Origin of the sequence: Tenacibaculum sp. (assembly GCF_048269885.1) — a bacterium.
Lineage (GTDB): Bacteria > Bacteroidota > Bacteroidia > Flavobacteriales > Flavobacteriaceae > Polaribacter.
Genome location: NZ_JBLWTZ010000003.1, coordinates 211,780 through 224,743 on the forward strand (window position 1 = coordinate 211,780; position 12,964 = coordinate 224,743).

The 12,964-nt window shown below is 34.3% G+C and carries 10 protein-coding genes; 6 read left to right on the forward strand and 4 right to left on the reverse strand.

The annotated features are described in order from the left end of the window. Position 1 precedes the first annotated feature (1 nt). From ACN0WY_RS03760 to ACN0WY_RS03785, 6 genes are all read left to right on the forward strand, one after another. Positions 2 to 697, forward strand: coding sequence for a GH-E family nuclease (locus tag ACN0WY_RS03760; RefSeq protein WP_417799600.1), 696 nt, complete (start codon positions 2 to 4; stop codon positions 695 to 697). A gap of 29 nt (positions 698 to 726) precedes the next feature. Beyond that, positions 727 to 1,170: a hypothetical protein gene (locus tag ACN0WY_RS03765; RefSeq protein ID WP_417799601.1), complete on the forward strand. Its 444-nt coding sequence runs from the start codon at positions 727 to 729 to the stop codon at positions 1,168 to 1,170. 21 nt (positions 1,171 to 1,191) lie between these two features. Then, entirely contained in the window at positions 1,192 to 1,689 is a 498-nt protein-coding gene (locus ACN0WY_RS03770) for an SET domain-containing protein-lysine N-methyltransferase (RefSeq protein ID WP_417799602.1), read from the forward strand. An 83-nt stretch (positions 1,690 to 1,772) separates the two neighbouring features. Continuing rightward, on the forward strand, positions 1,773 to 3,392 hold the full coding sequence (locus tag ACN0WY_RS03775) for a DUF4157 domain-containing protein (protein WP_417799603.1): 1,620 nt from the start codon (positions 1,773 to 1,775) through the stop codon (positions 3,390 to 3,392). A 149-nt stretch (positions 3,393 to 3,541) separates the two neighbouring features. Further along, positions 3,542 to 4,594, forward strand: a complete 1,053-nt coding sequence (locus ACN0WY_RS03780; protein WP_417799604.1) for a hypothetical protein — start codon at positions 3,542 to 3,544, stop codon at positions 4,592 to 4,594. 134 nt (positions 4,595 to 4,728) lie between these two features. Next, a complete protein-coding gene (locus tag ACN0WY_RS03785) occupies positions 4,729 to 5,742 on the forward strand; it encodes a glycosyl hydrolase family 17 protein (RefSeq protein WP_417799605.1) in 1,014 nt (337 codons plus the stop codon). 54 nt (positions 5,743 to 5,796) lie between these two features. On the opposite strand, the gene ACN0WY_RS03790 is transcribed toward ACN0WY_RS03785, so the two are convergent. From ACN0WY_RS03790 to ACN0WY_RS03805, 4 genes are all read right to left on the reverse strand, one after another. Further along, complete coding sequence (locus ACN0WY_RS03790) at positions 5,797 to 9,051, reverse strand: S41 family peptidase (protein ID WP_417799606.1); 3,255 nt, start codon at positions 9,049 to 9,051, stop codon at positions 5,797 to 5,799. 100 nt (positions 9,052 to 9,151) lie between these two features. Beyond that, positions 9,152 to 10,831 (reverse strand): gamma-glutamyltransferase, encoded by a 1,680-nt coding sequence (gene ggt / locus ACN0WY_RS03795; protein WP_417799607.1) that lies wholly within the window; start codon positions 10,829 to 10,831, stop codon positions 9,152 to 9,154. A gap of 6 nt (positions 10,832 to 10,837) precedes the next feature. Beyond that, positions 10,838 to 11,425, reverse strand: a complete 588-nt coding sequence (locus ACN0WY_RS03800; RefSeq protein WP_330488168.1) for an acyl carrier protein phosphodiesterase — start codon at positions 11,423 to 11,425, stop codon at positions 10,838 to 10,840. Positions 11,426 to 11,489: 64 nt separating this feature from the next. Further along, positions 11,490 to 12,953 carry an aminoacyl-histidine dipeptidase gene (locus ACN0WY_RS03805; RefSeq protein WP_330488167.1) on the reverse strand — a complete coding sequence of 488 codons (1,464 nt, stop codon included), beginning with the start codon at positions 12,951 to 12,953 and terminating at the stop codon, positions 11,490 to 11,492. Between the last annotated feature and the right edge of the window lie 11 nt (positions 12,954 to 12,964).

Sequence of the window (12,964 nt, forward strand, 5' to 3'; positions counted from 1 at the left end):
GATGGGAGAATATATAAAACATAAGAAAGAAAAAGAATCAAACATTTTTCAAAGAAGAGAAGGTAATGGAAGTTTTCTAGAAGATAATAGAGGTCAAAATTTACCACCCATTCAAAGAGGCAAAAAAAATAAAAATGACGATAGTGAAGATGATTATCAACCACCATGGGCGAAAAAACAAAAAACATTTGCATTTACAGCAGATAAACCTACTAAACTGATCAAAAAAACAGCTCATAAAAGAAAACATTATGACAAAGAAAAATATGATGCAGTTTATACATGTCCAGCCTGTAGGAGACCTCTAGGATATATAAATAAAGGGTCTCAAAAAATGAATTTGACTAAGTTTTCTTATACAAGTAAGAATAATAATTTAAAAAGTCAAAGGGCATTAACATTAGATCATTCCCCGCCTTGGGCAGGAAGACTACGTAAATTAGAAAGCAGAAATGCTACGGATCAAGAAATGAAAGATGATTATAATGATGAAGATAGACTAAGAGCTTTATGTAAAAAATGCAATGAAAGTCATAAATACGAAAGTACAAAGCATATAGATTATGAGAGTGACGATGATGAAGAAGGATATATGACAGATAGTGAGGAGCCAGAAAATTCAGGATTTTACGCTCCTTTCAGATATAAGAAAGATGATGATGATAGTGCTGGAGGAGGAGGAGGTATCTTAGCTTAGAAAAATCTTTTAAATAACAACATCAACTTATGGAATACAAGAAAGAAAAAATAATTCAGCAAAAGAATAATGACTGGGAAAGAGTAGGCAAAAATGCAATACAATTAAAAGATAATCGCTCAAGATTTAGTGATTCACAGTCTACCAATATAACACAATTAAAAGAAAAAACACCAACCAATGTAACTCAGTTAGTAGAAGAAACTTCCAAACCTTTTTGGGTTCCGGGACCAGGAAAAGGTTTTATACCATTTATGGGAGCACAGTTTGATGGAGCTTATAGAGATCCGCAACATAAAAAGTTATTAGATGATATACCGGAGGATCAATGTCCTGTAAAAACATTTCACCAAGAAAATGATTATGCCGCAAGGTTTCCTTATGAAGGATCAAAAAGTAAGCTTGGAGATACTGGAATTAAAGCACACCGTATTTACAATAGGGTTAAAAACTTATTTAATTTCGGGGAATAACTGTAAAAAAAAAAGTTTGTTATGTATACAAATAGTAAAAAGTTTGAAAACAATAAAAACATAGATTTTGTTGCACAAAAAAGAAGTAAAGGTGTTTGTTATACAGACAATAGGTCAGTTATAAGGATAGAAAATAATTCTTTTTCGAGTAGAAAAGATATTCAAAAAAAATCTTTTAATGAAACTGTATCGAAAGAACCTGTAGGAAATGAATCATGGCTTATAGGTGAGTCATCAATACATGGTAAAGGTGTAATAGCAGGCAAAAAATTAAATAAAGAGAAAGAGTTAGGAAAGGTAGCAACCTTAAATGAAAAGAATATTAATATCACCTCTAATTTTGGTTCTTTAATTAATCATCAATCAATGAAGAAAGCAAATGCTAAAATAAATAAAAAAGGTAGCGATTTTTTTCTAAAGACGGAGAGAACTATTCATCAAGGAGAAGAAATAACGACCGATTATGATTCTGCCGGGCCTTATTTTGCTAAAAGTAAGTCAAATTTTAAAGAAGTTTAGATTCGTATAAATGAGAATTCAAGAATGAAAGTTAGATGAAATCATTGAAACTTTCAAAGTATTAATTAAAAGAGAATAATTTCATGAAAGAACAATCTCATATTTCAAAGAATAAAACAAACAACTCTATTAAGCAGTCATCTAGTGAATATGTAGGTCAAAGAAAAGAAGCTACTTCTAAGGGATGTATTTTGACGGATAACCGATCTAATTTTACTGTACAGAAAAAAGAAAATAACACAGGACTTCCTGACACATTAAAATCAGGAATAGAAAATATATCCGGCTATTCGATGGATGATGTCAACGTACATTACAACTCTAGCAAACCAGCACAGCTCAATGCCCATGCCTATGCTCAAGGAACGGATATTCATATAGCAAGCGGGCAAGAGAAACATTTAGCACATGAAACATGGCATGTGGTACAGCAAAAACAAGGAAGGGTTCAACCAACAATGTCTATAGACGGAACTCAAATAAATGATAACGTAGGATTGGAAAATGAAGCAGATATAATGGGTGCAAAAGCACTTCAAATGAAAAAAAAACAAGGTTCTACAATACAAAAAAAAAACAACTATAAAGCTAATCATAAAGAAATAGTTCAAAGAAGTTTTATGAACAGATTTCGACGCGCTTTTGGAATAACCCAACATGAAAAAAATGAAGGGCAAAGGTTATTGCAAGATCCTCAAATGTCTCCTTTAAACATGGAAGTTGATTTAGAAGATGCACAACAACGTTTAGAAAGTAATGTCGGGGTTAAAGCATCTATGGCAAGTTCTATTGGTAGTGGATTAGCTACCGCTATTGGTAAACCTGCTGATCTAGTTGGTAAATTATCTCAGTCAGGAACAGGAGCTGAAGCTTTAAAAATAAGTGGAACTGCCGGAGGAATTGGAGGTATTATTGGTGCTACAGGTTCATTAATTGATGCTGGTGTAAATTTACATAAACATCAAACGGGAAATCAATTATCTGGAGATAAAAACTTACTTAAATTAGACATTGCATCTAATTTAACTAATGTTGGAACTAGTATTGCCAGTTCTGTAGGAGGTTTTGCATCAGCAGTTGGAAATACAGCTACTGTTACTAGTTCTGCTTTAGCAGCTGGTCCATTTGCAGCGGCAGGAGGTCTCTTTGAAATGATAAGAGGTGGAGTTGGGGCTAAAGTAGCTAGTGATAGAGAAAGAATGTTGGGAGAGATCGGTACTCAAAATGCCGGTAGTGCATTAACACGAGAAATAGCTTCATTTGCAGAAGATAGTCAAGAAACCAAAAAGAAAAGCAGTATAGCAAATGTCGTAAAAGGAGGATTAGGCTTAGCTGGTGGTGCTGCTCTTTTAGCCGGAACTGGTCCTATAGGTTGGGGACTTTTAGGAGGTGCTGCACTTGCAGGGTTAGGTGTTAAAGGTTATCAAACGTGGAGGAAATACAAACACGGTAAAAGAGCAATGTCTGGCGAATATAATAATATAATGGATCAAGATGAATTAAATCAAGGAATAAAATCGAGTAAAAAGTGGTATCACCCTAAGTTCTATGAAAAGATTTTAGCTCATGACTTAGTAAGAAGCAGTGCAGGAGGAAAATTAAGCGACTCTACTTCTGGTGTTCAAGATGAATTAAAGATAATTAATGCTTTAGGCTTAAATCCAAATACCGCCAGTGCTAAAGAGATAACTGAAGCAATGTAATTGAGTTTAATTTAAAACAAATTTACATTTTTAATCCTTTAAATATATTTATTCTATTACTCCTAAATGAAAAACGGTAAAACTAGAAAAATCAATTACACAAAAATATACAAACCACTAATACTCTATGTAGACAAAAATTAAACCAGATGCAAACTCATATAAATAAAATACACGAAGAAAAAAAAGATGCACAAATAAACAGTAACATCAAACAAAAAAGAAATACCGAAGGTTTTTATTTTAAAGATAATAGACCCAATAATATTGCTCAAAAAAAACTTTTTAGAACTCAAAAAACTCCAATTCAAATGGTAAAAAAAAAGAGTTTAAGAGCTAGGGTTCGTGAAAAACTAAAAAAAGAAGGGTATGAAAGTCTAACAGCACGTGAAAAAAGGTTTGCACCTCCTTCTGTAATAGAAACGGGTGCAGGTGAAGGACGTTTTTCTAAATCTTTTCGTAAAAAATTTGGAAAAAACTATGTGGCAACAGATATCGCAAATGAAGAAGGTCCAAATGGGTTTTTAAGCTTTTCAAAAAAAATTGGAGTACAAACAAAGTTTGGGGTTAATGCCAACGAAATAAGTGAAAAATTTCATAAAGGTACTATAGATCGCATCGTTGGGGCAAATCCATTTGGAGTTAAAGGAGTTGGAGGTGCTAGTTATGGTTTAAGTAAAGAGAACCCTGGAGGTAGTGGTAAACAGAGATATTTACCCGATAATAGGTTCTTAAAAAGTGCCAAACCTTTATTAAGACCAGGTGGTTCAGTAGAGTTATATGGTAGAAGTAATATGTTAAGAGATGCCGCCGTTGGTAATATTCCTAGTACAGGAAAAAAAGGAAGAAGAACAAAGGAAGAAGTACAACAAGTTCTTAAAGCTAAAGAAAAATATGAAGGCTCAAATGCAAATCCTTATTTAACAATTGCTCCTGATGAATTACATGATTTAGCTAAATCTACAGGTTATAAAGTCAGAGTAAAAAGGGCTAAACAGCCAAGAAACGTATTAAAAGGAGGAAACCCAGACACAATTGACGGAGATGAAGAAAGAGCAGAAAAAGGTTTAAAACCATTTAACACGCGTTTTTCATTTATTCCTGAAGAAGACGGATATGAATCAGATACTGATGATCCTCGTATTATTTATAGTGATGGAGAAGCCTCAGACTGGGAAGAGAGTTCCGACGAAGAAATATAATAAAAGTTTATATTTTCAAAAATTAATATAAACAACACTCCTACCCTCTTTTCATACGCTTAAAGTAACTTAAAAAAATAGTACCTAGTTATAGTATAACTTTAATAACCAAACAACCATAAAAACTAACTATTATGAATGCTTCAATTTTTAGCTCTACTATAGGTGTTAACTTTAGCAATACCTTTCAAAGTACTGGAAAACAAGTAAGTGCAACAACTGCAGCAACGCAAATAAAAGCAACAGGCGTTAAAGCGGTTAAGATGTTTACCTACAATCAGACAGATTGTATTAGTGCTTTTGCTAAGGAAGGATTACAAGTTTTAGTCGATATTCCTAATGGAGATTTAAAAGCCTGTGCTAGTCATGATACAGCTACTATAAGTGCCATTATAAAAGTATTATCAGATTACTCAACTACTATTCCAATGATATGTGTAGGAAATGAACCTCTAGGAAGTTGGTGGGGAAAAAAGTTTACTGGAGATCTTGTAAATGCTTTAAAAAACATTAAAAATGCCATTATAGCGAAAGGACTAGCCACCAAAGTAACGGTACCTTTTAACTATGCTATTATGGGAAATTCATATCCTCCTTCAGCAGGAACTTTCAATGGTAGTCTTAAGAATACAATTTTAGATGTTTGTGCTATTTTAAAAGAAGATAATTCAGTATTTATGGTTAATGTATATCCATTTATTACTCAAAAAAATCAACCGAAAAATGTTCATTTAGATTATTGTTTGTTTACTGCAGGTGAAAAGCATTGGGTTCATGATGGAAGTTACACATATAAAAATATTTTTGACGCAATGTATGATGCGTTATATGTGGCATTAGGAAATAATGGATATGGAAGCTTACCTATTGTTATTGGTGAAGCAGGATGGCCTACAGAACCTACTGCTACTTACTCTACAGCAACAAAAGCAAATGCACGAACATTTAATCAGCATTTAATTAATCATTGTAAAAGTGGAAATGGAACACCACGTAACCTTAATGTTAAAATTCCTTGTTTTATTTTTGAAATGTATGATGAAGATAAGAAGCTAACTGATGCCGGTCTTTTTGAGCAACATTGGGGAGTTTATGGATATAATTCTCAAAGTAAAAAGTATGAAGCTAAGTATAGTTTAGCATGGTAACGAGTTGTATGATATAAAAAAAGGATAGTTAATTAACTATCCTTTTTTTTATTTTTAATATCCATTAGGTCTTTTCCATCGAACAGGTGGAGCAGGCTCAGGTTTAGGAATAAATTCATTAGTTTTTAGCAAGCGTAAAGCTTCATCAACAGCCTTTTCGAGTTGAGGATCTTTTCCTTTTAAAACCTTACTTGGCTCTTGGTGTACTTCAATATCAGGAGCCACACCTTCACCTTCAACAGCCCAATTACCATCTAAATCAAAAAATCCACCACGAGGAGCAACCATTCTACCACCATCTATAAAAGCAGGTGTATCCCAAGTTCCTACTAAACCTCCCCACGTACGAGTTCCTACTAAAGGGCCTATTTTTCTTTCTTTAAACATATATGGAAACAAATCACCTCCTGATCCGGCACGTTCGTTAATAATCATCACTTTTGGCCCCCAAATACCAGCAATAGGCGTTGTCCATGGTTTTCTTTTGTTAGCCTTACTATTAAAATAACCAAAAGGTTTTCTTGATAAGATATCAATCATATAGTCAGCAGCACTACCACCACCATTATTTCTTTCATCTATAATAACTCCTTTTTTATCTTGCTGAGAAAAGTAATAGCGATTAAAAGAGGTAAATCCGTTGTTTGATGTGTTTGGAACATATACATACGCTAATTTTCCGTTAGATAGTTTATCTACCTTTCTTCTGTTTTCTTCTACCCAGTCTATAGAGCGCAAATTTCTTTCGTTAGCTACTGGTTTTATTAAAATAGTTTTAGCTCCTTTAGAAGTAGGTTTAGAGTTTACTTTGATATAAATTTCCCTACCAGCGGTTTGCTCTAAGAACTTATACGGATTGTCTTTTGAAGTTACAGGAACGCCATTAACTTCCAGTAGGTAATCTCCTTCTTTAACATCAATTCCCGGAAGCCCTAATGGGGCTTTAATAGAAGGATTCCAACGTTCTCCTTTGTATATTTTAGAAAACTTGTACAAACCATTTGCTTTTTCAAAATCACAACCTAATAATCCAACAGGAACGTAGTTGGTTTTGGGAGTATCGCCTCCGTAAACGTATGAATGACCAATAGCAACTTCACCGCTCATAATGTCTACCACATAGTTTAAATCAGTTCTGTGCTTTACATGATCAATCCAAGGAGCGTACCATTGGTATATTTTGTCCCATGGTGCACCGTGTACATTGTCAACATATAAAAAATCTCTCATATAGCGCCAACCTTCTTTAAAGATTTGATGCGCTTCAGCTTTAGGGTCTACCTTAATTTTTAAATTGGTTTTTATAGATCCTTTGCCAGGTTTTGCTGGAGATTTACTGCTTACAATGCTCCAGTTTCCTTTATTTGATAACAATACAGATTCTCTATCTTCTGAAACAGTTATTGAACTGATTCCTTCAGTAAATTCAGTAGCTTTTTCTTTAGAAACATCATAGTCATGGATAATTACACTAGGAGTGTTTTGAATAGCTTCAGCTATGAAAACATGATTTTTGGGGGCTTTGTATAAAGCAGTGTAGTTTTTAGCAGGCAATTGTAAGGCAATGGCTCTATTGAAAATGCCTTTCTCGTCAATTACAACTTTTATTTTATCAGCTTCTTTTGATGTTTTTTTATTGTCTTTTTCTTCTTTTTTATTCTTTTCTTCTGAATCTTTTTTCTCAGCTTTCTCTTCGTCAGTTTTCGGTAGGTTAGGAGCTTTGTCTTTGCTGTTCAGAACAATTGCATATAAACTACGTGTTACTGAAGGGTCGTAAGAACTCATGTCTAGCCACCCAGAAGCTAACCCGTAGTTGGTACTAGCCAAGGTATACATATATTTTCCTGAAGCATCCCAAACAGGTGAAATGGCATCTGCTAAAGGATCTGTGATTTGAATTGTTTTTTGGGTGCTGATTTGGTATGCATAAATAGACTTAAAATGATTTTCGTTTTGTTTAGCATAAGCAATCCAATCACTATCAGGTGACCATTTCGGGTTCATAGTTCTATTAGGGTGTGCAAAATTATCAGTCGCTACTTTTTCAGCTTTTTTAGTTTCTAAATTCAAAACCCAAATATTAAAATGTGTATCAGTAAATGATACATACTTTCCATCTGGAGACCAATCAGGTTTGAAATAAAATGTAGGATTAGGAATTTTAATATATGATTTATTATCTCCATTTTGGTCGGAAATTACCAATTCGTATTCTCCGTTTTTATCAGAAAACCAAGCAATTTTATCTCCTTTTGGAGACCAAACAGGAAATCTATCAGCAACACCAGAAGAGTTAGTTAAGTTTCTCCAAGTACCGTTTTCTTTTGGAACGGTAAAAATTTCGCCTCGGTATTCAAAAATGGCTCTTTTTCCTTTAGGAGAAATATTCGGGTTGGTTAAATTTCTTCCTTTTACATCCATCCAACGAGTTCTCGCATAATTTAAATCACCATGAACTGTTATTGGTATTTGTTTGGTAATAGAAGTTTCAGGAGTTAAAAAATGAATATATCCTCCTTGTTCGTAAACAATTCCGTTTGAATTAGCATCTAAGCTTTTTACGTCAAATCTTTTATGAAATGTAAGTTGCTTTTCTTGTTTGGTAGCTAGATTGTACGACCAAATGTTACTGGTATAGTCTCTTTCAGAAATATAGTAAATATTACCGTTGTACCAAACAGGCTCTAAATGCCTTTCTTTATCTTTTTGAGGGGTTTTTACTAGTTTTTGATTTTGCATATTCAAAATCCAAATAGGCATTGCCTGACCACCGCGATAATTTCTCCATTCCGCATCCCAACTTGTAATAGGAGTATAGGCAAGATATTTGCCGTCTTTTGAAAATTCTCCATAAGCGGCTCTTGGAACATTTACAACTTCAGGTAATCCTCCTTTTAGTGAAACAGTATAAAATTTATTTGTTTGAGTTGGCCTGCCTTCTCTAGATGAACGAAATAAAATTTTGTTATCAGAAGTCCAGCCTTGTACAAAATCACCACTTGGGTGGTAGGTTAATCGCTTAGGTTCACCTCCGGTAGCTGGAATTACATATACATCAGTATTCCCATCGTACTGTGCAGTAAAGGCAATCATAGTACCATCATTAGAAAAATGCGGGTTCGATTCATAGCCCTCATCGCTCGTAAGTCGTATAGCATCACCTCCTTGAATAGGAGCTTTCCATAAGTCGTTCGCATATACAAAAACGACTTCAGAATTCGATATTGTAGGTTGCCTTAAAAGGCGTGTTCCTTGGGAAAAACCAGTATAGCAAATAGCTAAAGTAAGTAAGGTTAGTATTTTTTTCATGCTTTGTTGAAATTTTAAACCTTAAAACTACTTAATTAACTGTTAAAGGGAGTGAAAAAATTGTTAAAACCTTAAGCAATAAAAAGCTTGAGTTAAAAAACTAAAATCCTAGAGCTGTATCATCCCCTCTGGGATCGGCACCACCTTCTAATTTCCCATTTGGGAGCACTAAGATAGCATCTACTTTACCAATTACTGGAGAGTTGGTTTCGTCTAATTTATACCCTAACTGTTGTAAGTCTTTTTTTACTTGTTTGTCAAAACCTTTGGGTTCCATTTTAATTACATCGGGTAACCATTGATGGTGAAAACGTGGTTGATTTACGGCTTCTTGCATTCCCATGTCAAATTCATGCACATTTAAAATGGTTTGTAATACAGATGTGATGATGGTTGAGCCTCCTGGAGTTCCTACAACCATATGTAGTTGACCATTTTTCTCTACAATGGTAGGAGTCATAGAGCTTAACATACGTTTTTCGGGTTCAATTTTATTAGCTTCAGCTCCTATTAAACCAAACATGTTTGGTACACCGGGCTTGCTTGAAAAATCGTCCATTTCATTGTTTAGGAAGAACCCTAAATCAGCGCAGTACAACTTAGAACCATAAGCTCCGTTAATTGTTGTAGTGGCAGAAATTGCATTTCCAAATTGATCAACAATAGAGTAGTGGGTGGTTTCATCGCTTTCAACCATGGTAATATTTCCGTGAGAAACATCAGCAGAAGAAGTAGCTTTTTTAAAAGAAAAATTAGCCATTCGATTTTTTGTGTACTCTTTACTTATAAGTGTTTTAATAGGGATTTTTACAAAATCAGGATCTCCTAAATAAAAACTTCTATCAGCATAAGCTCTGCGTTCTGCTTCAGTAATTACCTGTATGGTTTTTGTTGAATTATGTCCGTATTTATCTAAATCAAAAGGTTCAATTCCATTCATTATTTGGGCTAAACAAATCCCTCCACTGGCTGGTGGAGACATAGAAATAATTCGTAAATCGTCGTAGGTAAAGGTAATCGGAGTTCTCCATTTAGCTTCGTACTTAGTCAAATCTTCTTCGGTTATAATTCCTCCATTGTTTTGCATAAAAGCAACCAAGCGTTTAGCGGTTTCTCCATTGTAAAACTCATCACGACCGTTTTTTGCAATACGTTCTAAAGTTGCTGCTAAAGCAGGGTATTTAATAGTATCACCTTTTTTCCAAGGTTTGTCAAAAAGAATAGAGTCTTTGTTTACTTCTAAAAAATAATGTTGGTACTTTTTTATACGATCCTCTTGTTTTTGAGTAACTACAACGCCTTTTTTTGCTAAAGCTATAACTGGTTTTAAAATTTCTTGAATAGGCAATGAACCGAATTTTTCATGGGTTGCAAAAACTCCCGCTACTGTTCCTGGGATTCCTACTGCCAAGGCTCCCAACGTACTTTTGTTTTCAATCACATTTCCTAAACTATCTACATACATGTTTTTGTGAGCAGCAAGTGGGGCTTTTTCGCGATAATCTAATGCACCGATTTCGCCCGTATTTTTCCGATAAACCATAAAACCACCACCACCAAGATTCCCAGCATAAGGGTAGGCTACTGCTAAGGCTAACTCTGTGGCTACCATAGCGTCGAAAGCATTTCCTCCTTTTTGTAAGATATCCGAACCAATTTGTGAAGCTTCTTTACGGGCAGAAACCACCATGGCTTTTTCGGTAATTGTACCTACAGCTTTTTCTTTTTTACAGCTGTATAATGCTGTGAGTGTTAAAAAAAATAAGAATGCTTTTTTCATGTATTATTAACTTAGGTCTTTTAGTTTTTGATGGGAAAACGAACGAAGATCTTCAAAAAAAGTAGTGAAATCATTTTCAAAAGTTTGATAATGCTCCAACAAGTCTTCTGTAGCTAAGTTCATTTTTGATTTTCCGTTAGTACGTCTGTTCATTCCACTCAATACTTCTTGAATTCCTTTGGCAAATTGATAATTGTACAACCAATTAAACTGTACCATGTAGGGTAGCATTTTTTGTGTTTTATCAGGAAGAATCTCCATATTATCTTGGAGTAATTGATATACGGAGCTTACATAAATGTTTAGTGGGATTTCTGAGTAGATTCTCCAGTTTTTTGCTAGATAATGATCGTAGAAAATGTCAATAATAACTCCATCGTAGTGTCGGTAACGTTCATGTAAACGTCGTTTACTTATTCTAACAATTTCATGCGCATCTGTATAGGTGTCAATTTCGCGATGTAGTAAAATCCCTTTTTGAATATCTTCATGAAAGTGGGAAAATTTATTCCCTTTCACGTGATCTGCTATAAAATTACCAATCATAACATTTGTATTACTTTCAGAAAGGTATAAGTGCGCTAAAAAATTCATTTTATAAATGTAAACAAAAAACCACAACTGAAAAGCTGTGGTTTTAAAGTTTATGTGTAAGTCTTTAACTCTTAACTGGAGTATTCTTTAAAATCTCTAATAAAAATTTCCAGAATTTTTGTGTTGATGATATTTGTGCACGTTCATCAGGTGAGTGAGCTCCTTTAATATTTGGACCAAATGAAACCATGTCCATTTCTGGATAGTTTTGACCTAAAATACCGCATTCTAATCCTGCATGACATGCAGCTACAATAGGTTTCTCATCGTGTAAATCTTCATATAAATCAGTTACAGTTTTTAAAATTTCAGAATTTACGTTTGGTAACCATCCTGGATACGAACCAGAAAACTCTACGTCAAAACCTGCTAATTCAAAAGATGAACGTAATGAATTAGCTAAATCCCATTTATTAGTTTCAGAAGAAGAACGCGTTAAACATCCAACTTTAATAGCTCCGTCTTTTACAATAATACGAGCAATATTGTTTGAAGTTTCTACCAATCCTTCGATATCAGGACTCATACGGTATACACCATTCAACGCAGCGTAAACCGCTTTAATTAATCCTTCTTGAACACCTAAGTCCATTACAGTATCAGGAGTGTTAACTTCTTTTAATTCAATAGTAAGCTTAGGCTCTAATGTTGAGAACTCAGCTTTAATATTGTTAATAAGCTCATGTATTTCAAATAAGAAAGGTTCTTTAGAAACAGCATCAATAACTACAGTTGAAAAACTTTCACGAGGAATAGCGTTACGTAAACTACCTCCGTTAATTTCCGAAACACGTAATCCGAAATTCGTAAAACCGTCAAATAACAAACGGTTCATAATTTTATTAGCGTTTCCTAAGCCTTTGATGATGTCCATTCCTGAGTGACCACCATTTAATCCAGTGACAGAAATTTCATAAGCGATAGTGTTTTCAGGAGTAGCTTCTTCATTATAACTTCTTGTAGCAGTAACATCTACACCACCAGCACATCCCATACCTATTTCATCGTCTTCTTCGGTATCAAGATTTAACAAAATTTCACCTTCTAACAATCCACCTTCAAGTCCCATTGCACCTGTCATACCTGTTTCTTCATCAATTGTAAATAAAGCTTCGATAGCAGGATGAGGAATATCAGTAGATTCTAAAACTCCCATGATAGCGGCAACACCTAAACCGTTGTCTGCTCCTAAGGTAGTTCCATCAGCTTTAACCCAATCACCATCTACAAACATTTTAATTCCTTCGGTATCAAAATCAAAAACTGTATCTGCGTTTTTCTGGTGTACCATATCTAAATGGCTTTGCATAACGACTGTTTTTCTGTCTTCCATTCCAGTTGAAGCAGGTTTGCGAATAATTACGTTTCCTACCTTGTCAACCATGGTTTCAAGATTTAGTTTTTTACCAAAATCTACCATGAACTGTATTACTCTTTCCTCTTTTTTTGAAGGACGAGGTACAGCATTTAAGTCGGCAAAATTTTTCCAAACAGCTTTTGGTTCTAGGTTTCTTATCTCTGAATTCATGTGAATTGAAG

Coding starts and splice junctions, on each gene's coding strand:
- ACN0WY_RS03760 (WP_417799600.1), top strand. CDS start 2: ATGGGAGAATATATAAAACATAAGAAAGAAAAAGAATCAAACATTTTT.
- ACN0WY_RS03765 (WP_417799601.1), top strand. CDS start 727: ATGGAATACAAGAAAGAAAAAATAATTCAGCAAAAGAATAATGACTGG.
- ACN0WY_RS03770 (WP_417799602.1), top strand. CDS start 1,192: ATGTATACAAATAGTAAAAAGTTTGAAAACAATAAAAACATAGATTTT.
- ACN0WY_RS03775 (WP_417799603.1), top strand. CDS start 1,773: ATGAAAGAACAATCTCATATTTCAAAGAATAAAACAAACAACTCTATT.
- ACN0WY_RS03780 (WP_417799604.1), top strand. CDS start 3,542: ATGCAAACTCATATAAATAAAATACACGAAGAAAAAAAAGATGCACAA.
- ACN0WY_RS03785 (WP_417799605.1), top strand. CDS start 4,729: ATGAATGCTTCAATTTTTAGCTCTACTATAGGTGTTAACTTTAGCAAT.
- ACN0WY_RS03790 (WP_417799606.1), bottom strand. CDS start 9,051: ATGAAAAAAATACTAACCTTACTTACTTTAGCTATTTGCTATACTGGT.
- ggt (WP_417799607.1), bottom strand. CDS start 10,831: ATGAAAAAAGCATTCTTATTTTTTTTAACACTCACAGCATTATACAGC.
- ACN0WY_RS03800 (WP_330488168.1), bottom strand. CDS start 11,425: ATGAATTTTTTAGCGCACTTATACCTTTCTGAAAGTAATACAAATGTT.
- ACN0WY_RS03805 (WP_330488167.1), bottom strand. CDS start 12,953: ATGAATTCAGAGATAAGAAACCTAGAACCAAAAGCTGTTTGGAAAAAT.